At 75.5% G+C, this 19,408-nt stretch carries 16 protein-coding genes; 7 read left to right on the top strand and 9 right to left on the bottom strand.

Going from position 1 to position 19,408, the window contains the following annotated elements; all coding sequences use genetic code 11:
- Positions 1 to 5 precede the first annotated feature (5 nt).
- Together ACGFI1_RS23325 and ACGFI1_RS23320 are read right to left on the bottom strand one after the other, a co-directional pair.
- Positions 6 to 629, bottom strand: coding sequence for a glyoxalase (locus ACGFI1_RS23325; RefSeq protein WP_392787770.1), 624 nt, complete (start codon positions 627 to 629; stop codon positions 6 to 8).
- A 50-nt stretch (positions 630 to 679) separates the two neighbouring features.
- A complete protein-coding gene (locus ACGFI1_RS23320; protein WP_387073359.1) occupies positions 680 to 1,036 on the bottom strand; it encodes a VOC family protein in 357 nt (118 codons plus the stop codon).
- 123 nt (positions 1,037 to 1,159) lie between these two features.
- On the opposite strand from ACGFI1_RS23320, the gene ACGFI1_RS23315 reads away from it, so the two are divergent.
- On the top strand, positions 1,160 to 3,949 hold the full coding sequence (locus ACGFI1_RS23315; protein ID WP_392787767.1) for an ATP-binding protein: 2,790 nt from the start codon (positions 1,160 to 1,162) through the stop codon (positions 3,947 to 3,949).
- A gap of 16 nt (positions 3,950 to 3,965) precedes the next feature.
- Here ACGFI1_RS23315 and ACGFI1_RS23310 read toward each other — a convergent pair whose 3' ends face one another.
- On the bottom strand, positions 3,966 to 4,610 hold the full coding sequence (locus ACGFI1_RS23310; RefSeq protein WP_386873466.1) for a TetR/AcrR family transcriptional regulator: 645 nt from the start codon (positions 4,608 to 4,610) through the stop codon (positions 3,966 to 3,968).
- A 73-nt stretch (positions 4,611 to 4,683) separates the two neighbouring features.
- Here ACGFI1_RS23310 and ACGFI1_RS23305 point away from each other — a divergent pair, with 73 nt between their 5' ends.
- Complete coding sequence (locus tag ACGFI1_RS23305) at positions 4,684 to 6,186, top strand: serine hydrolase domain-containing protein (RefSeq protein ID WP_392787766.1); 1,503 nt, start codon at positions 4,684 to 4,686, stop codon at positions 6,184 to 6,186.
- Here ACGFI1_RS23305 and ACGFI1_RS23300 read toward each other — a convergent pair.
- Positions 6,165 to 8,492, bottom strand: coding sequence for an ATP-binding protein (locus tag ACGFI1_RS23300; protein WP_392787764.1), 2,328 nt, complete (start codon positions 8,490 to 8,492; stop codon positions 6,165 to 6,167). The genes ACGFI1_RS23305 and ACGFI1_RS23300 overlap by 22 nt on opposite strands.
- Positions 8,493 to 8,796: 304 nt before the next feature.
- On the opposite strand from ACGFI1_RS23300, the gene ACGFI1_RS23295 reads away from it, so the two are divergent.
- The gene (locus ACGFI1_RS23295; RefSeq protein WP_392787762.1) at positions 8,797 to 9,075 is read left to right on the top strand and encodes a hypothetical protein; all 279 of its coding nucleotides are present in this window, start codon (positions 8,797 to 8,799) and stop codon (positions 9,073 to 9,075) included.
- Here ACGFI1_RS23295 and ACGFI1_RS23290 read toward each other — a convergent pair.
- Complete coding sequence (locus tag ACGFI1_RS23290) at positions 9,035 to 10,207, bottom strand: PP2C family protein-serine/threonine phosphatase (RefSeq protein WP_392787760.1); 1,173 nt, start codon at positions 10,205 to 10,207, stop codon at positions 9,035 to 9,037. The two genes, ACGFI1_RS23295 and ACGFI1_RS23290, sit on opposite strands and share 41 nt — an antisense overlap.
- Positions 10,208 to 10,363: 156 nt before the next feature.
- On the opposite strand from ACGFI1_RS23290, the gene ACGFI1_RS23285 reads away from it, so the two are divergent.
- The 3 genes from ACGFI1_RS23285 to ACGFI1_RS23275 are packed head-to-tail and all read left to right on the top strand — an operon-like array spanning position 10,364 to position 13,660.
- On the top strand, positions 10,364 to 11,896 hold the full coding sequence (locus ACGFI1_RS23285; RefSeq protein WP_392787757.1) for an FAD-dependent oxidoreductase: 1,533 nt from the start codon (positions 10,364 to 10,366) through the stop codon (positions 11,894 to 11,896).
- A 14-nt stretch (positions 11,897 to 11,910) separates the two neighbouring features.
- Positions 11,911 to 13,041: a hypothetical protein gene (locus ACGFI1_RS23280; RefSeq protein ID WP_392787755.1), complete on the top strand. Its 1,131-nt coding sequence runs from the start codon at positions 11,911 to 11,913 to the stop codon at positions 13,039 to 13,041.
- Positions 13,042 to 13,045: 4 nt separating this feature from the next.
- Positions 13,046 to 13,660 carry a TetR/AcrR family transcriptional regulator gene (locus ACGFI1_RS23275; RefSeq protein ID WP_387073342.1) on the top strand — a complete coding sequence of 205 codons (615 nt, stop codon included), beginning with the start codon at positions 13,046 to 13,048 and terminating at the stop codon, positions 13,658 to 13,660.
- Between the two features lie 9 nt (positions 13,661 to 13,669).
- Here ACGFI1_RS23275 and ACGFI1_RS23270 read toward each other — a convergent pair whose 3' ends face one another.
- On the bottom strand, positions 13,670 to 14,152 hold the full coding sequence (locus ACGFI1_RS23270; RefSeq protein WP_392787754.1) for a MarR family winged helix-turn-helix transcriptional regulator: 483 nt from the start codon (positions 14,150 to 14,152) through the stop codon (positions 13,670 to 13,672).
- Between the two features lie 65 nt (positions 14,153 to 14,217).
- Here ACGFI1_RS23270 and ACGFI1_RS23265 point away from each other — a divergent pair, with 65 nt between their 5' ends.
- Complete coding sequence (locus tag ACGFI1_RS23265) at positions 14,218 to 15,417, top strand: FAD-dependent monooxygenase (RefSeq protein WP_392787752.1); 1,200 nt, start codon at positions 14,218 to 14,220, stop codon at positions 15,415 to 15,417.
- A 52-nt stretch (positions 15,418 to 15,469) separates the two neighbouring features.
- Here the strand turns inward: ACGFI1_RS23265 and ACGFI1_RS23260 are convergent, their stop codons facing one another.
- From ACGFI1_RS23260 to ACGFI1_RS23250, 3 genes are read right to left on the bottom strand one after another with little or no spacing between them, the layout of a single operon-like run.
- Entirely contained in the window at positions 15,470 to 16,933 is a 1,464-nt protein-coding gene (locus ACGFI1_RS23260) for an aldehyde dehydrogenase family protein (RefSeq protein ID WP_386873480.1), read from the bottom strand.
- Positions 16,934 to 16,964: 31 nt separating this feature from the next.
- Positions 16,965 to 18,080 (bottom strand): NAD(P)-dependent alcohol dehydrogenase, encoded by a 1,116-nt coding sequence (locus ACGFI1_RS23255; protein ID WP_392736035.1) that lies wholly within the window; start codon positions 18,078 to 18,080, stop codon positions 16,965 to 16,967.
- Positions 18,077 to 19,408, bottom strand: a complete 1,332-nt coding sequence (locus tag ACGFI1_RS23250; RefSeq protein WP_392787750.1) for an amidase — start codon at positions 19,406 to 19,408, stop codon at positions 18,077 to 18,079. Before ACGFI1_RS23250 ends, ACGFI1_RS23255 begins: the two co-directional genes overlap by 4 nt.

Below are 19,408 nucleotides of genomic sequence, written 5' to 3'. Positions count from 1 at the left end.
ACGGCTCAGGCCCGGCTCCGGGCGGGCGCGGGCTCCCACACGAACCCGTCCGGGTCGGTGGCGGTCTCGCCGCCGCCGACCAGGACGAGCCGGTGGGAGCCGGTGCCCTCCAGGGCGAGGCCGATGTCCTTGGCGAGGGCGCGGCGCGGGTAGAGCGCCAGCGTGACGGACGACTCCGAGGCGTCGAACTCGGCGTACTTGCCGCCGAAGCTCTTGGCGACGGCGAGGCCGCGGCCGGTGTAGTAGCGCTTGCTCGCCTTGACGTCCGCGACGCCCAGCAGCAGCGTGATCTGCTCGAACTCCGGCGCGGCGGGCGCGGAGTCCTTCTTCTTGGAGGACGCGATCTTGCAGATCGTCCCGTCCGGGGCCTGGACGACGCCGCCGTAGCCCCAGAAGGACTTCGCGGCGGGCTTCAGCACGGCGGCGCCCGCGCCGACGGCGGCGGCGATGAGCGCGTCGACGTTGCCGGGCTGGGACGCGACGAGCGAGAGCGCGAAGCCGCGGAAGCCGGTGCTCGGGTCGTCCGAGGCTCGGACGTCCACCTGGGAGGAGAGGCCGAGGGCCGCGTAGAAGTCCGCGGCGGCGGCGGGGTCGGCGACTTCGAGGGTGATGGATTCGAACGAGTTCATGACGCTTCTTTCTGGTGAGGGGTTCATCGTCGTGCGGCGTGCGGCCGGGCTCAGCGGTCCTGGATCAGGCCGAGGACGTTGCCGTCCGGGTCGGTGACGGTGGCGACCAGCCGCCCGGCGCCGACGTCGTGCGGGGCCTCCTTGACGGTCGCGCCGGCGGCGGTCAGCGCGGCGATCTTCGCCTCGATGTCCGGGACGTGCCAGTAGGCCACCGGCGAGGTCATGCCCTGCGGCCCGCCGTCCGGGACCAGCCCGATGTGCTGCCCGCCGACCTCGAACCCGACGTAGTACGACGAGTCGGTCTGCGGGGCCGTGCCGAGCAGGGCGGCGTACACGGCCTTGGCCTTCGCCAGGTCGCTCACTGGATGCAGGACGGTCTTGATTCCCTGACTGGAAGAGTCGCTCATGGCTCATAGCCTCGCTCCAGGCCCGGTCCGGCCACATCCGTGCCGACTACGGAGCCGCCTACGGACCGCCGGCACGGATCACGCACGGAACATGCACGGTGGGGCCTGCGCCAGAATGGGACGGTGGCCGTGACAGTGGACATCTCACCCCGAGAAGCCGAGGTATTGGAGCTGGTCGGGGAGCATCTGAGCAACGCCGAGATCGCGGCGCGGCTGTTCATCTCGGTCCGCACCGCCGAGAGCCACGTCTCCTCGCTGCTGCGGAAGCTGGACGTCCCGGACCGGCGGGCGCTCGCCGCGCGGGCCGCCGCGGGCCGCCGCGCCGCCGGCGCCGCGGCCGCGGTGCCCGCCCTGCCCGCCCCGCTGACCGCGTTCGTCGGCCGGGCGGCCGAGCGCGCCGCACTGGCCGAGCTGGTCGGGCGGCACCGGCAGGTGACCGCGGCCGGTCCCGGCGGGGTGGGCAAGACGCGGCTCGCGCTGGCGGTGGCGGCGGACGCGGCCGGCGCGTTCGCGGACGGGGTGTGGTTCGTCGACCTGGTGCCGGTCACCGACCCGGGCATGATCGCGGACGCGGTCGCCGCCGCGCTCGGCCTCGGCGAGCAGCCCGGCCGCGGCATGGCCGCCTCGGTGGCCGCCGCGCTGGCCGACCGGCACGTCCTGCTCGTCCTGGACAACTGCGAGCAGGTGCGGGACGGCGTGGCGCCGTTCCTGGAGAACCTGCTCGCCGCGTGCCCCCGGGTGACGGTGCTCGCGACGAGCCGCGCCCGGCTGATGGTGCCGTTCGAGCGGGTGTACCCCGTCCCGCCGCTGTCGCTGTCCGACGACGGCGAGCCGGACGCGGTCGCGCTGTTCATGGAGCGCGCGACGGCGATCGGCTGGCCGCTGGACCCGCCCCTGCACGACCACGTCCGCTCCATCTGCGAGCGGCTGGACGGCATGCCGCTGGCGATCGAACTGGCCGCGGCCCGCTACCCCACGCTCGGGCTGGACGGCCTCACCGCCGCGCTGTCCCACCCGCTGCGGATGCTCACCGGCGGCTCGCGCGCCGACGACCGGCACCGCTCGGTGCGGGCGGCGGTCGACTGGAGCCACGCCCTGCTGGAACCGGCCGACCGGGAGCTGCTGCGGCGCGTGTCGGTGTTCGCCGCGCCGTTCACCGCCGCCGCGGCCGCCGAGGTGGCAGGGGCCGGGGAGGGCGCCGCCGCCGACGGGCTGGCCCGCCTCGCCGAGCAGAGCCTGCTGGCCGTGCGGGCGTCCGCGGGCGCGACCGAGTACCGGGCGCTGGAGACGATCCGCCAGTACGGGGCCGAGCGGCTCGCCGAGGCCGGCGACCTGGCCGAGACCCGCGCCCGGCACCTGCGCTGGTGCCTGGCCGGTGCCGCCGGCCTCGCCGCCGCCGGAGCGGACTGGCGGCCCCGGTTCGACGCCCTCGCCGACGACCTCCGCGCCGCCCTCGCCTGGGCGGCCGGCGAGCCGGAGCACCGCGCGGACGCGCACGCCCTCGCGCGGCGGCTGGCGGAGCTCGCCTTCACCCGGAACCTGGTCGGGGAGTCCCAGCAGCGGTACGAGCAGGCCGCGGCGCTCGCCGCCGACCCGGCCGCCGCGGCGGCGATGCTCCGGCACGCCGCCGCCGTCGCCGGGTGCCGCATGCACGGCGACGACATGTACCGCCTGCACCGCGCCGCCGCCGACGCCGCCCGCGGCGCGGGGGACGCCGCCCGCGCCGCCGCCGACCTGGCGACCGCCGCGACCACCGTGTACCGGTTCGCGGGCGCGTTCGTCCGGCCGCCGTCCCCGGCGGAGACGCGCGCGCTGATCGGCGAGGCGCGGGAGCACGCGGGCGGAGACCCCGCAGCCGATGCCGCCGTCGCGCTGGCCGAGGCGGCGTCGGCCGCCGACGCGCTCGACGCCGACCAGGACCCGCACGGCGACGCCGTGGCGGAGGTCCTCGCGCGCGCCGAGCGCGCGGCCGACCTCGCCCACCGCACCGGGTCCCCGCCCGCCGAGTCCGCCGCGCTGGACGCGCTCGCCGCCGTGCAGAGCTGGGTCGGCGACCCGTTCGCCACCGCGGCCACGGCCCGCCGCCGCGTCACCCTCCTGGAGTCCGCGCCGCCCGGCCCCGCCGTCACCCACGAGCTCGTCCAGGCCCTCGGCGAGGCGGCCCAGACCGCGATCGGCGCCGGGGACCTGCCCGGCGCCCGGCGCTGGGCGCGGCGGCTCGCCGACCACCCGTCGCTGGCCGAGGTGGGGCACCGCGCGACGAGCTGGCAGCTGGTCGCGGACGCGCTCGCGGGCGACGTCGACGGCGTGCTCGGCGGCGCCGTCCAATTCCTGGACGCGTGGCGGCGCAGCGGCGACCCCGTCCGGGCGGACCTCGAACCCGCGGTGACCGCCGTCGCCACGGTCCACGGCCTGCGCGCCGACCAGGAGGCCCGGCGGGAGTGGGACGAGGCCCTGGAGGGGGTCGGCACGTCGCCGAGCCGGCTCCACGGCTACGGCGCGGTCTTCGACGCCATGCTGCTCCTCCACCGCGGACAGGCGCGGGAAGCGCTGGAGCGGACGGCCCACGAGCCCGGCGAGGTCTGGAGGTGGGTCACCTGGACCTGGCTCCACTGGTACGTCGCGCTCCGCGCGGAGGCCACCGTGCTCGCCGGCGCACCCGACGCCGGCCGGCGCCTGGCCGACGCCCGGAAGCTCACGGCGGGCAATCCGGTGGCCGGGGCCATCGTGGAGCGCGCCGAGGCACTGCTGGACGGCGACACGAAGCGGCTGCTCGCCACGGCGGACGCGTTCGACGCCGCCGGCTGCCGCTACCAGTCGGCCCGGACCGCCGTCCTCGCGGGCGGCGAGCACACCGCCCGCGGAGCGAAGGCGCTCGCCGCCCTCGGCCTCGCGCCCATGACCGTCCGCTAGCCGGAGCCGGGCCCGGTCACCGCGCCCGGTACTGGCGGCACTCGCCGGTGAAGACCTCGGCGAGTTCGGCCTCGATGATCGCGCCCGCCAGCCGCTCGGCGGGCGTCCCGTCCACACCGCCGGGATCGCGGTAGACCTGCGCCGCGAGGCCGTCGGTCACGGCGGCGAGGCGGACGGCCGCGGGCCACGGGTCCAAGCCGGGCTCGACCTCCCCGCACTCCTTGCCGTTGTGAACGGCCCGCGCCAGGTCGGCGCGCAGCGCGCGGGCCGTGCGGATGTCGACCTCGGCGAGGGCGGGGGCGTCCAGGGCGCGGCCGGCGAAGGCCCGGGCGACGCGGAACTCGGTGCGGCGCTCCTCGTTCAGCGGCAGCAGTTCCGCCATCGCCTCGGCCAGCACGTGCGAGATGGGCCGCCGGTGCTGCGTCCCGGCCCGGACCCGCTCGTCGATCCTGCTCCGGATCCGCGCGCTGACGTGGTCGAACGCGTGCAGGAGCATGTCGTCCTTGGTGCGGAAGTAGTGCTGCACCAGGCCGACCGAGATCCCGGCGGCGGCGGCCGTGCGGGCGACGGTGACGGCGTCCAGGCCGTGCTCGGAGATGAGCGCGCAGACGGCGACCGCGATCTGCCGGCGGCGCTGCTCATGGTCGGCTGTCCTCGGCACTTGATAACCATACCACCGTACGATAAAAACCGTATGTCCATATTGTTATCCGCTCACCCCTTGCGAGGACTCCATGCGCAGCCGTCTGCGGCGTGCCGCCGCGGGCCTGGCGGCCCTGCTGCTCTGCTTGCTCGCCGTCACCCCGATCGCGCCCGCCGAGGCCCGGACCGACCGGTACGGGGACATCGACGCCTTCGTCCGGGACCGGATGAAGGCCGCCCGCGTCCCCGGGCTCTCCTACGCCGTCGTCGGCCCCGGCGGCCCGGTCCACCAGCGCTGGTGGGGGACCGACGGCCGCGGCGACCCCGTCACGGCCGAGACCCCGTTCCTGTGGGGCTCGGTCGCCAAGCCGGTCACCGCCACCGCCGTGATGGCCCTGGTCGAGTCGGGCCGGCTCGGCCTGGACGACCGGGTCACCGAGCACCTGCCCGGCTTCCGGTTCGGCGGCGCGGCGCACGCCTCGAAGGTCACGATCCGCCACCTGCTGCACCAGACCGCCGGCCTGCCCGCCTCCGCCACCGTCAAGGTCGCCGACTGCATGGACACCGGCTGCCCCCGCCCGGCCGGACGCCTCCGCGCCCTCGACGGGGTCGAGCCCCTCGGCCCGCCCGGCACCGCCTACGCCTACACCAGCGCCAACTACCTGGTCCTGACCGCCGTGGTCGAGGCGGTCACCGGCCGCCGCTACGCCGACTACCTGAGGGAAGCCGTCCTCGCCCCGGCGGGCATGGACGGCACCATCGCCGACGCGGCCTCAGCGCGCGAACGCCGCCTCGCCCTCGGCCACCAACTGCTGTGGGGCATACCCGCCGCGAATGCGGACGGGATCGACGACTCCGGCGCCGGCTACGGCTACCTGGGCGGCGACCTCGGGGACCTGGCCGCCTTCGCCGCCTTCCAGCTCCGCGGCGCACCGGGCGTCCTGTCGCCCGCATCGGTGCGGCTCATGCGCCGGGAAGGCACGCTCCAGCCGACCGGCGCCGGGACGGGCTACGGCCTGGGCTGGCGCGTCGGCGGCCTCGACGCGCCGCTGGACCGGGCCGTCTGGCACACCGGCGGCACCCCCGGCTATTCGGCGCTGATGTTCCTGCTGCCGGAGCGGAACCTCGCCCTGGTCCTCCAGCAGAACATGTACGGGCTTCTCCAAGACGGGGCGGTCATGCACATCGGCTTCGGCGCCGCCCGGATGCTCGCGGGAGGTCGGCCGAGCCCCGCCCCGTCCGCCGCGCCGTACTACCTGGCCGTCGGCGCGACCACGGCGCTGGCCGCCGCGCTCATCCTCGCCGCCGGACGCGCGGCATGGCTCCTGCGCCGCCCCGCGTCCACCGCCACCGGACCGCGCGCCGCCGCCGCGACGGCCGCCTGGATTCTGGCGGGCGCGCTGCCGTGGATCGCCGCGGTCCCGCTCATGTGGATGGGCCTGCGCCAGGTCTGGACGTGGGTCCCGGACGCGACGGCCGCCCTCGGCGCCGCCGCCACCGCCGGCGCCGCCACCGCAGTGCTGCGCCTCGTCCTCGCCCTGCGATCGAGAAGGCGCCGCACCGGCCGGCCCGCTCAGGGGGACGAGGCGTCCTGAGCGGTGATCCAGGCGGCGACCTGGGCGCGGGAGGAGTAGCCGAGCTTGGCGAGGATGTGCTCGATGTGGGAGTCGGCGGTGCGCTTGGCGATCGTGAGCCGCTCCGCGATGTCGCGGTTGGACAGCCCCTCGGCCACCAGTACCGCGACCTGCAGCTCGCGTTCGGTCAGCGGGTGCGCGCCGCCCGTCGGCCGGGCCGCGGGCGCGCCGGGCGCGGCCGCCGGCTCGCCGAGCGCGTCGTCGACGGCCTGGGCGAGCGGCATCCGCTGGCCCTCCTCGAAGGCCGCGCGGTACCGCTCCTCCCCGAGGGCCGTGACCGCCTGGTCGATGTGGACGTCCCGCAGCACGGCGTGGTGGGGGCCGAACCAGGCGGTCTGGGTGGTCTCCCGCATCCGGTCGGACGCGCCGAGGAGCCGCGCCGCGCGGACGAACTCGCCGCCGCTGCACAGGCATCCGGCGATCCCCTCCAGGCCGAGGGTGACGCCCAGCCCGTCGTTGAGGTCGCGCTTGATCCGGAGCGACCGGCGGAGGCGGCACAGCGACTCGTCCAGGTCGCCGGCGAGCCACAGCGCGAGCCCGCACACGAGCATGCCGTAGGAGCGGGCCCACAGCTCGCCGCGCTCCTCGCCGAGCCGGACCGCCCGGTCACCGTGCGCGACGGCCGCCGGCAGGTCGTTCTTGAACAGGTACGCCACCGCCCGGAACACCTCGGTGAGCAGGACGAACAGGTCGTCGTAGCCCGTCTCGCCGTACAGGTCGCCGGCGGTGCCGAGCAGCCGCAGCGACAGGTCGAAGTCGCCGGCGAACAGCGCCGCGGCGCCCTGGCCGGCGAGGGCGGCGGCGGCGCCGTCCTGGTCGCCCTCCGCCCGCGCCTGCGCGAGCGCCCGCTCCAGCAGTTCGCCCGAGACGGCGAGGTCGTTCTGCAGCGTCATCGTCAGCGCGGCCACCGTGAGGAAGTCCGACCAGCCGGGCCCGGTGGTGTCGCGGGTCTCCAGCAGCCGGTCCATCCAGTGGCGGCTCTCGCCGAGGAGGCCGTTCAGCGCCCAGAAGCGGCCGAGGGCGGCCATGGACTCCCGGAGCGTCTCCTCGTCCGCGGTCGTGAGCACCTGCCCGAGCAGCGCCCGGATGTTGGCGCGCTCGCAGCCGAACCAGTCGAGCCAGCGGACCTGCGCCGCGCTGGACAGATCCAGGCGGGCGCGGCGCAGCAGCCCGGCGTACCAGTCGAAGCACCGGTCGCGGAGCCGGACCTCCTCGCCCGCGCCGTCCGCGGCGAGGCGCTCGGCGCCGTACTCGCGCAGGGTGTCGAGCATCCGGTAGCGGACGCGGCCGCCGCGGTCGGCGCGCTGCACGACCGACTTCTCCAGCAGGCCCGTGAGCACCTCGACGATCTGCGCGGCGGGCAGCCCGCCGCCGGCGCAGACCTGCTCGACCGCGTCCAGGTCGAAGTCGGTGGCGAACACCGACAGCCGCGCCCACAGCAGCCGCTCCTCGGCCGAGCAGAGCTCGTGGCTCCAGTCGACCGCCGCCCGCAGCGTCTGGTGGCGCTGCAGGCTGGTGCGCCGGCCGCGGACCTGGAACAGGTGGGTGCCGAGCCGGCCGAGCATCTGGTCCAGCGAGAACGTCCGCAACTGGACGGCGGCGAGCTCGATCGCCAGCGGGATGCCGTCGAGGCGGTCGCACAGCCGGATGACGACGTCGCGGTCGTCGCGGGTGAGCGTCCACCCCTGGACGGTCGCGGCGGCGCGCTCGGCGAACAGCTTCACCGAGTCGCACTCCTCGCCGTCGGCGGCCGGGCCGGACCGGGGCCGCCCCAGCGGCGCGACGCGGAAGGTGTGCTCGCCCATCACGTCGAGCGGCTGGCGGCTGGTCGCGAGGACGCGCAGCCCGGGCGCGGCCCGCAGCAGCAGCTCGGCCAGCATCGCGCAGTCGTCGACCAGGTGCTCGCAGGTGTCGAGGACGAGCAGCAGCCGCAGGTCGGCGAGGTGGTCGGCGAGCCGCGCGATGGCGGAGTCGCCCCGCTCGGCCACGCCGAGCGCGTCGCAGATCGTCTGCGCCAGCAGGGTCGCCTCCGTCAGCCCGGAGAGCCCGACGAAGGCCACCCCGTCGGCGAAGGCGTCCTGCGCGAGGCCGGCGGCGCGCACCGCGAGCCTGGACTTGCCGACGCCGCCCGGCCCCGTCAGCGTGACGAGCCGGTGCGTCTCGACGAGCCGCCGTACCTGCTCCAGTTCCGCCTTGCGGCCGATGAAGCTGGTGAGTTCCGCGGGCAGTCTTCCCGTCTGCCGTTCCAGGGCCGCGGTCAGCGACAAGGCCGCCTCCAGTCAGCTAAGCCGTCAGTCCGGCTACCAGGGGGACTCTTGAAGTGTAGTCAACGGGACACGGACGGCTACCGTATTCGCGAACGGCTCCCGAATCGGTACGCGAATCGGTTCTTCTACCGATGCGCCGGCGCCGGTGGTCCCGCCACGATGTGTCCCGGCCTGACGGGGCGGGCCGCGGGCGCCCTGACGGGTGCGCCGGGCCGGCGGCCGGAGATCCGAGGGGGAGTCTCCGGCCGCCTCCCGCGGGCGGCGGGCGGGGCGGGGGCCCCGCGACGGGGGATGGGGGCACTGCGTGACCGTCGACCTGTACAGCTGGGACGTGCGGAGCGGCGACGGGACGCGCGCCGGTCCCGGAGGGGTCAGCGGCGACCGGGCCCGCGCGCTGGAGGCCCTGGTCGCGGCGCTGCGGGCGGAACCGCCCGGCGCCCGGGGGGCGCTGTGGGCCGTCCGCCTCGGGCTGCGGCGGAACCCCGAGTACGACTACGCGGGCCTCCTGGCCACCGGCGTCCGCGATCCCGATTCGGGCGCGGTCACGGTTGAGGGTCTTCTGCCGGATTCCACGATTCGGTAGGCGCGCTTGCGGCGGCTTTTCTGTGGAGGATGAGAAGCGCCGTGTCGTCCGCCAATCTGCCGCGCGTGTATTCCTGCAACTCGTGGCGGACGGTCGGGGCGATGTCCTCGGCGGGGACGCCCTTCCACGAGGCCACTCGCTCTTCCAGCGGGTAGAAGGCGCCGGCCGGATTCCGGGCCTCGGTGACGCCGTCGGTGCACAGCAGAAGTGTGGAACCGTACGGAAAGTCGAACCATTTGACGGGGCGCGGTTCGCCGCTGAGCGAGGCCAGTCCGAGTGGTACGGACGCTTCGCCGAGCGGCACCCGGCCGGTGCGCTCCTCGTCGATGAGGTAGGGCGGGATGTGGCCGCAGTTGATGGCCTGGACCTTGGTCTCCGCGCCGACGCCCAGGACGAACGCGGTGACGAAGCGCTCCTCCTCGCCCGTCTGGACGGCGAAGGAGTTGTGCCGCAGCACCGATTCCTCGAGGGCCGCCACGACGCCGCCGAGGGTGGGCTCCGCCAGCGCCGCCTCGCGGAAGGAGCTGAGCACCGAGAAGGCCGTGCTGATCGCGGGCAGCCCCTTGCCCTGGACGTCGGCGATGAACGCGCGGCTGCCGTAGGGCGTGGCCACGACCTCGTAGACGTCGCCGCCGACCAGGCTGTCCTCCTCGACCGGTTCGTACAGGCCGTGGACGGTGAGCTCGCCGGTGGTGAGGGGGAACGGCCGCAGGATCTGGCGCTGCAGGGCCGCCGCGGCGGAGCGCAGCCGGGTGATCTCCCCTTCCCGGAGGACGCGCCGCGCCGCCTGGGCCACGCTCAGCCCGTTCAGCGCGACGGCGAAGACGAGGACGCTCGCGTTCGCCGCCGGGGTGCCGAGCGGGCTGCGGATGAGGGAGCCGGCGATGACCAGGGTCGCCCAGGCGGACGCGACCGCGGTCTGCCGGACCGTTCCCCGCCCGGAGATCAGGGTCGGCAGGAAGACCAGGAAGGGGGCGAGGCCGGTCTCCCGGCTGAGCACGACGCCGGTGATCGCGAGGGCCGCCGTGATCCCCACGAGCCAGAGCACCACGGCCGGCCAGCTGAGCGGCGCGGCGCGCCCGCTCCGCCTCGGGGCGGCGGCCGGGCCGCCCGGATCGTTCGAGACGCGCACCCTTCGCTCCCGCCGGAACCGTCATTCCTGTGATCATTAGAACACGGACCGTGGCGGCGGTGTGCGGGGGCGCCGCGCGCCGGGGGGTCGGGGCATTGACGCGCGTCCGCCCTGAATCATACATTCATCCATCATCTGTATGAATGGAGGCTCGGGATGCGCGGACGGACGGCCGTGGTGCTCGGCGGCAGCGTGGCGGGGCTGTGCGCCGCGGGGGTGCTCGCGCGGCACTTCGACGAGGTGGTCGTCCTGGAGCGGGACCGGATCCCGCCGGACGCGGAGCACCGCCGGGGCGTCCCGCAGAGCAAGCATCCGCACTTCCTGCTCAACTCCGGCCGCCGCGCGATCGGCGAGATCTTCCCCGGGTTCGAGGAGGACCTCATCGCCGCCGGCGGGATGCGGCTGATGCCGTCGATGGACGCCGCGTACTGCGAGAACGACGGCTGGGCGCCGCGCAAGTCGGGGTCGATGACGATGGTCTACGGCTCCCGGCTGCTCATCGAGAGGGTCCTGCGCGACAAGGTCCGCGAGCTGCCGGCCATCCGGATCCGCGAGGGCGCGACCGTCACCGGGCTCCGCTCGACCGGCGGCGGCACCGCGCACGGGCGCGTCGAGGGCGTCGAGTACCGCGCCGACGACCGTGCCGACGGCGAGGGCGCCGGCGACGAGTACATCGCCGCCGACCTGGTCGTGGACGCGCTCGGACGCGGGTCCTCGGTCGTCGACTGGCTCCGCGAGGCCGGCTGGCCCGCGCCGCCCGAGCGGACCCTCGACGCCAAGGTCACCTACACCTCGCGGTGGTACGACCTGCCGCCCGCCGGGCGGCGGCCGGAGTCGTGGTGGTGGAGGCACCTGGTCATCACGCCGACGCAGGACACCGGCAGCCACCCCGAGGAGCACGAGTTCCTCAGCAACTTCTTCCCGATCGAGGGCGACCGCGCCATCGTGTGCATGGGGTCGTGGGGCATCAAGATGCCGAGCAGGACGGACGCGTTCGAGGCGGCCGTGGACCGCGTGCGCGCCCCGGCCTTCGGGCGGGCGGCCCGCGCGTGCACGCCGGTCTCCGAGGTGCACCTGACCCGTTCCACCGGCAACCGGTGGCGCCGCTTCGACCTGCTCGGCACGCCCCCGGCCGGGCTCGTCTGCGTCGGCGACTCGATCTGCGCCTTCAACCCGTTCTACGCCCAGGGCATGAGCTCGGCCGCCCGCTCCGCGCTCATCCTCGGCGCGGTGCTGCGCCGTCGCGACACCCTCGACCAGGCCTTCTTCCGCGAGTTCCTCGGCCTCCAGAAGAAGTCCCTCGACGTGCCGTGGATGCTCGCGATGGCCCGCGACCAGGCCTACGACTTCGCGACCGGGACCGAGGTCGCCGCGCCCTGGCGGCGCAGGCTGACCGCCCGCTTCAGCTGGCCGGTGTTCAACGCCATCACCGCCGCCGGACGCGAGGACGCCTACGTCGAGCGGACGTTCGCGCAGGTGTTCAACCTCGACCGGTCGCTCCGGCAGATGGCCGCCGACCCCCGGTTCTGGTTCGGGATCGTCCGCTACCAGGTGCGCCGGCGGCTCGGCCGTACGGTCGTCCCCGGCGGGTTCGACGAGCGCGAGGACCCGCCCGGCACCGACTTCACCGGGTACACCGGCCCGCCCGCGGCGGCGGGCCCCGACCGCGGCGACCTCGTCGGCGCGTGAGCGGAGGACGAGCGATGGACAGCACCTGCGACGCGGTGGCCGAGCGCATCGCCGGCGGGCTGGGCTTCTCCTGCCGCGACGCCCACCCGTTCATGACCGTCCGCGACCCGTTCGGCCTGGAGAACGGCACCATGCCGGTCCTGGAGCTGCTCATCGTCGGCGGCGCGGTGTTCGCCCTCGTCCACGCGTGGCGGCGGTGGCGGCGCGACGGCGACCCGGTCAACCTCTCGCTGTGGACCGCCTCGGTGGTGTACCTGGCCGTGATCGAGCCGCCGCTCTACTTCCCGGGCTGGTTCGGCCTCCAGGAGCACGTCGGGTTCATCTTCTCCCACAACGTGTTCACCGTGCAGTTCATGTACGACCGGCTGCCGCTCTACATCATCGCCTTCTACCCGGCGCTGTCGCAGCTGGCCTACGAGCTGGTCCGGGCCCTCGGCGTGTTCGCGCGGCGCGGCCCGCTGGCCGGCGCGGTCGCGGTCGCGTTCGCCTGCCAGGTCTTCTACGAGGTCTTCGACCACCTGGGCCCGCAGCTGAAGTGGTGGGCGTGGAACCCCGGGAACGAGATGATCAACCAGCCGGCGCTCGCGTCGGTGCCGATGAACAGCATGCTGCTGTTCGCCTCGGTCTCCTTCGGCGCGATGACCTACCTCGTGGTCCGCCTGACCGGGCCGAAGGAGGGCCGCTCCGCGCTCGGCGGCGCGCAGGTCGGCTGGCGGTCGGCCGTCGCGGGCGCGGTGACCCCGTTGGCGATGATCGTCGTGAGCGCGCCCAGCGGCGCCTTCAGGGGCGAGGACCAGCTCGGGATCCAGCGCGCCGTCCTCGGCGCCGAGCTGACCGTGGTCTGGGTCGCCGGGCTGCTGCTGCTCGCGGACGCCCTGCGCGCGCCGCGCGGGGGAGCGGTGCCGCCGGTGGCGTCGCCGCTGTTCGTGCGGATCTATCCGGCGCTCTACCTCGGCGTCCTCGCCGTCCTCTGGCTGGTCGCCATGCCCGCGTACCTCGCGTCGGACGGCGGCGTCACCGAGCAGGGCACGCCGGTCGGCAGCCTCTGGTACGTCGTGCTGTGCGCCGTCGCGGCGGCCGGGCTCATCGGCGCCGCGCTGCGCGCCGTCGCGGCGCGCCCGGCCGCGGAGCCTGTGGGATCCTGATGCGATGGCGCACCACGGCTGGGGAGGCAGCCCTCCCGCATCGGACGCCGAGGCCCGTCAGCGCATCGTCGACGCCACCGCCCGCTGCGTCGACCGGCACGGCGCCGCGAAGACGACCCTGACCGACGTCGCGAACGAGCTCGGCGTCACCCGGCAGACCGTCTACCGCCACTTCGCCCGGGTCGGCGACATCATCGGCGAGGTCGCGGCGCAGGGCGCGGAGGCGTTCGTCGACCGGCTGATCGCCCACGTCCAGAACATCGGGGACCCGGCCGAGGCCGTGGTCGAGGGCATGGTCTTCTGCGTGCGGACGATCCCGGCGGAGCCGCGGCTGAGCCTGGTGCTGCAGCTGGCGGACTCCGGCGCCCTCGGCCGCGGCGCGATCACCGCGGACGTCATCGCCTACGGCGCCCGGATGCTGCGGCGCTACCCCGTGGACTGGGCGGCCGCCGGCGTGGAAGACGACGATCTCGACGGCCTCGCCGAGATCATCCTGCGGCTGCTGACGTCGCTGCTTCAGCACCCGAGCGGGCCGCCGCGGGACGAGGCCGAGCTGCGCGCCTTCCTCGGCCGCTGGCTGGCCCCCGCGCTGCGGCGGCCGGTGCCCGCCGGGCGCTGAGCGGGGGCGTCACCCGGCCGCGCCGTCCTGGTCGGTGAGCCGCGCCGTGGCGTCCCGCTGGACGGCGGTGACGCGGCGCAGGAAGTCGAGGATCAGCGCGAGCTCGTCGTCGCCGTAGGCGGCGTACATCTCGTCCAGGCCGCGGACGAAGTCGGCGAACAGCTCGGCGAACGCCCGGACGCGGGACGGGTCGATCTCCACGATCACCCGCCGCCGGTCGGCCTCGTCGCGGACCCGGCGGACGAACCCCTTGGCCTGCAGCCGGTCGATCAGGCCGCTGACCGAGGCCGGGGCCAGCCCGGAGTGCCGCGCGAGGTCGCCCGCGGTGAGCGGGCCGAGGCGCTGCAGCAGGTCCAGCGCCTTCTCCTCGGTCATGCCGAGCCCCATCCGCGCGCTGAGCGCCGAGTGGTACATCACCGTGGCGTTGCTCTGCTCGCGGCCCGCCTGCCCCAGCGCCGCGAGCAGCTCCTCCCGACGATCCGATCTTGACACCCGGTACGCCTCTCCATATATTTCGTTCGGACGAACTAAATAATACCACGACGGGAGGCCCGGACATGGGGCGCACGGCACTGATCATCGGCTGCGGCATCGGCGGACCCGCGATCGCCATGGCGCTGCGGCGCGTCGGCATCGACGCGGTCGTCTACGAGGCGTACGCGAAGGCGGCGGACGACGTCGGCTCGTTCCTGAACATCGCCTCGAACGGGCTGGACGCGCTGCGCGTCCTGGACGCCCACGAAGCCGTCATGGCCGCGGGCGTCCGCACGCCCCGGATGGTGATGTGGAGCGGCACCGGCAAGCGGCTCGGCGAGGTCGCCAACGGGCTGCGCCTGGCCGACGGCACCGAGAGCCACACCGTCCAGCGCGCCGACCTGTACCGGATCGTCCGCGACGAGGCCGCGGCGCGCGGCATCCCGATCGAGTACGGCAAGGAGCTGGTGGCGATCGAGGAGGCCGGCGGCGCGGTGACCGCCCGGTTCGCCGACGGCACCGAGGTGACCGGGGACCTGCTGATCGGGGCCGACGGCGTCCACTCGACGACCCGCGCCCTGCTCGACCCGGCCGCGCCGGAGGCCCGCTACACCGGGCTGCTCAGCTTCGGCGGCATCGTCGACGACCCCGGCGCCGAGGCCGACCCCGGCGCGTACCACATGGTGTTCGGCAAGCGGGCCTTCTTCGGCCACACCGTGGACGAGCAGGGCCGGACCTGGTGGTTCGCCAACCTGCCCCACCGGGACGCGCCGACCCGGGAGTCGCTCGCCGCGACGTCCGCCGAGAGCTGGAAGCGGGCCCTGGCCGAGGCGCTGCGGGGCGACGCCAACCGGTCGGCCGAGATCGTCGAGATGAGCCCGGCCGGGCCCGCCCTGCCCGTCTACGACCTGCCGCCGGTCCCGGTGTGGCACCGCGGCCGGACGGTGCTGACCGGGGACGCCGCCCACGCCACCTCGCCGAGCTCCGGGCAGGGCGCCTCGCTGGCCGTCGAGGACGCGCTGGTCCTGGCCAAGTGCCTGCGCGACCTGCCCGGCCACGCGGAGGCGTTCGCCCGGTTCGAGGCGCTGCGCCGCCCCCGCGCCGAGCGGGTCGTCGCCTACTCGGCCAAGATCAGCAGCAGCAAGGCCGCCGGCCCCGTCGCCCGGGTCTTCCGCGACCTGATGATGCCGGTCTTCCTGAAGAAGTCGGCGAGCGCCGAGTCGCTCGCCTGGATGTACCGCCACCACATCGACTGGGACGAGCCGGTCGCCCGGGCCGCCTGACCCCGGGAAGGCGGACGGGCGCGGCCACCCGGCCGCGCCCGAACGCCGTCGGTCAGAGCGGGTACTGCGGCGGCTCGCCCCGCATGGTGATCCAGCGGGTCTCGGTGAACGCCTCGATGTTCGCCGCGGCGCCGCCGAAGCGGGAGCCGGTGCCGGAGGCCCGGACACCGCCGAACGGGGCGTTCGCCTCGTCGTTCACCGTCTGGTCGTTGATGTGGACGATCCCCGTCGGGATCTGCTCGGCGACGGCCAGGCCGCGCATCACGTCCCGGGTCACGATGCCGAGCGAGAGGCCGTAGTCGCTCGCGGCGGCCAGCTCCGCCGCCTCGGCCGCCGACGACACGCGGGTCACCGGGGCGATCGGGCCGAAGACCTCGTCGGCGAACGCGGGCGCGGTCAGCGGGATGTCGGCCAGCACCGTCGGACGGTAGAACAGCTCCTCGTAGGTGCCGCCGGAGGCGAGCTTCGCGCCCTGCTCGACGCTCGCGGTGACCATGCCGTGGATCTTGTCGCGCTGGCCGGCGTCGATGACCGGGCCGAGCGCGACCTCGCCGCCCGCCGGGTCGCCGACCGCGAGCGCGCCGGCCTTGGCGGCGAGCCGCTCCACGAACTCGTCGTAGAGCCGGTCGGCGACCAGGTGGCGGCCGGTGGTCATGCAGATCTGGCCCTGGTGGAAGAACGAGCCCCAGGTGGCGAGGTTCACCGCCGCGTCGACGTCGGCGTCGTCCAGCACGAGCAGCGCGGAGTTGCCGCCGAGCTCCAGGTGGGCGCGCTTGAGGTGGCGGCCGGCCAGCTCGCCGATGCGGCGGCCGACCGGGGTGGAGCCGGTGAAGGAGATGACCCGCACGTTCGGGTCGGTGATCAGGGCCTCGCCGGTGTCGGCGCCGCCGGGCAGCATCTGCAGGACGCCCGGCGGCAGCCCGGCCTCCTCGAACACGCGCGCCATCAGGGTGCCGCCGGTGACGGCGGTGCGCGGGTCGGGCTTGAGCAGCACGGCGTTGCCGAGCGCGAGCGCCGGCGCGACCGAGCGGATGCCGAGGATGATCGGCACGTTGAACGGCGAGATCACCGCGACCACGCCGGCCGGCATGCGGCGCGCCATGGACAGCCGCGGCTCCTCCGACGGCAGCACCTCGCCGATCGCGCGGGACGGCAGCCCGGCCGCCTCGTAGCACTCCTCGGCCGCGACGTGCAGCGCGAACCCGGCCATGCCGGGGACCGCGCCGACCTCGCGGACGTTCCAGCCGCTGATCTCCTCGGCGTGCCGCTGCCACAGGTCGCCGGCCCGGCGCAGCACGGCGGCGCGGGCGGTGTGCGGCAGCGCCGCCCACTCCCGCTGCGCCGCGGCGGCGCTCGCGGCGGCCTCGGCGACGTCCGCGGGGGACGCCTGCCCCATCCGGCCGAGCTCGCCGCCGGTCGCGGGCTCGACCACGGCGTAGTCGCCGCCGTGCGCCGCCGTCCACGCACCGTTCTTGAAGATCTTTCCCTGCCAGTCGACGCTGTCGAGCAGTCCCACGGGTGTCGTCCCTTCTTCGGTGGTTCGTGCCTCAGTGGTTCATGCGGAGTACGGGCTTGAGCACCTCGCCGCGACGGCTGTCGTCGAGGGCGCGGTCGATGTCGGCCAGGTCGTAGTACCGGACGAGCCGGTCGAACGGGAAGCGGCCCTGGCGGTGCAGGTCGGCCAGGGCGCCGATGAGGACGCCGCTGCGCCCGCTGCCGCCGAGCGTGCCGACGACGCGCTTGCCCCACAGCGTGTCCAGGTGGTCGAGGGTGAACTCGGCGCCGGCGGGCGCGCCGCCGATGAGCACGCAGGTGCCGAGCATGCCGACGCTCTCGGCGGCCTGCCGCAGCACGCTGATCACGCCGGTGCACTCCAGCGCGTAATCGGCGGGGCCGCCGCAGATGCGGCGCACCTCCGCGACCGGGTCGGTCTCGCCGGGGTCGATGACGTGCGTGGCGCCGAACTCCGTCGCGAGCGCGAGCCGGGACGCGTGCAGGTCCACGGCGATGATCGTCGTGGCGGGCGACAGCCGGGCGGCCATGACGGCGGCCAGGCCGACCGCGCCGGCGCCGTACACCACGAGGCTCGACCCGGTGCGCGGCTGGAGGGTGTTGAACACCGCTCCGGCACCGGTGGAGATCCCGCAGGCCAGCGGGCCGAGCAGCTCCAGCGGCGCGTCCTTCGGGACGGCGACCAGGGCGTCCGCCCAGGTCAGCGCGTACGTCGCGAACGAGGACTGGCCGAAGAAGTGGCTGTGCACGGGCGAGCCCCCGGGCCGGCGCAGCGCGCTTTCCCCGGCGCGGGGGCCGAGCAGCCGGCCGCCGCCGGCCACCGCCTCGCCCAGCCGGGCGCAGTAGCGCGGTTCGCCGTCGCGGCAGTTGCGGCACGTCCCGCAGGACGGCCAGCCGATGACGACGTGGTCGCCCGGCCGGACGGCGGTCACCCCGTCGCCGACGGCCTCGACCACGCCCGCGCCCTCGTGGCCGAGGACGCACGGGAACGGCATCGGCAGGTCGCCGTGGCGGGTGATCTCGTCGGTGTGGCAGATGCCGGTGGCGACGACCCGGACCAGGGCCTCGCCCGGCCCCGGCTCGTCGAGGTCGAGCTCCTCGACGCGGAACGGCGCACCGAGTTCGTCGACGACGGCGGCGGTCACTCTCATGACGGGTCCCTCCTCCTGCTGACGTCCGGCCGGGGCGGCCGCGGGATCAGCCGCTCGACGAGGCGGGCGGCGCCGAGCACGGTGCCGTCGCGCCCCGCGGCCCCGGCGAGCTGGAGCCCGACGGGCAGGCCGTCCGCGAGGCCCACCGGGACCGAGGCGGCGGGCAGGCCGGCGGCGTTGAACGGCGAGGTGAGCCGCGTCAGCACCAGCTCGACGGGCCACTCGCGGCCCCCTACCGCGACGGTCATCGCGCCGATCGGCGGCGCCGTGACCGGCACGGTCGCGCTCGCCAGCACGTCGTAGGCGCCGAGCGCCTCCGCCAGGAACGCCGTCGTCCGGGCGATCGCCGCCTCGTCCCGCCCGGCCTCCTCGGCGGTGCGGGGCGGCAGGCCCATCAGCTCGGCGATGTCGGGTCCGAACAGGGCGGGGTCCCGCTCGAAGGCGCGCCGGTGGAACGCGCCCGCCTCGGCGAGGATCCTGCCCAGCACCGCCTCCGGCATGCGCGGTTCGTCGGGGACGGCCACGTCCTCGACGACGACCCCGTGCGCTTCGAGCGCGGCGCGGGCGGCCGTGATGACCGCGCGCACCTCGGGGGCCAGCACCGCGTCGAACCAGCCGCCCAGCCAGCCCACCCGCCGTGGCTCCGGCCCGGTCGCGGGCGCGTCCGGCCCCGCCAGCGCGGACATCAGCAGCGCGGCGTCGTCCACCGTGCCGGCGAGGACGCCGAGGTGGTCCAGGGACGGCGCGAGCGGCAGCACCCCGTCCAGCGGGATGCGGCCGCGGGTCGGCTTGAACCCGACGCAGCCGCTGAGCGCGGCCGGGATGCGCACGCTGCCGGCGGTGTCGGAGCCGACCGCGCCGAGGCAGCTGCCCGCGGCGACGGACGCCGCCGACCCGCCGGACGACCCGCCGGGGACGCGGTCCGGCCGGTACGGGTTGCGGGTGGGGCCGAAGAACGGGCTGTCGGTGCGCCCGCCCCAGGCCAGCTCGTGGGTGGTGTGCTTGCCGACGATCACCGCGCCCGCCGCGCGCAGCCGGCGCACGGCCTCCGCGTCCCGCTCCGGGACGTGGTCGGCGAACCGGGGCGACCCGTAGGCGGTGCGGACGCCCGCCGTGTCGATCAGGTCCTTGACGCCGATGGGGACGCCGTGCAGCGGCCCGCGCCGGGCCTGCTCGGCGGCCTCGGCCCGGGCCGGGCCGGCCATGACGGTGGCGTAGGCGTTCAGGTGCGGTTCGGTGGCCTCGATCGCGGCCAGCGTCCGCTCGGTCAGGTCGGCGGCCGACAGCCGCCCGGCGGCGACGGCCGCCGCGGCCTCGGTCGCGGACAT

It is taken from the genome of Actinomadura geliboluensis, from assembly GCF_043197915.1.
GTDB lineage: Bacteria > Actinomycetota > Actinomycetes > Streptosporangiales > Streptosporangiaceae > Spirillospora > Spirillospora geliboluensis.
This window is presented reverse-complemented; position numbering and strand designations above follow the sequence as displayed.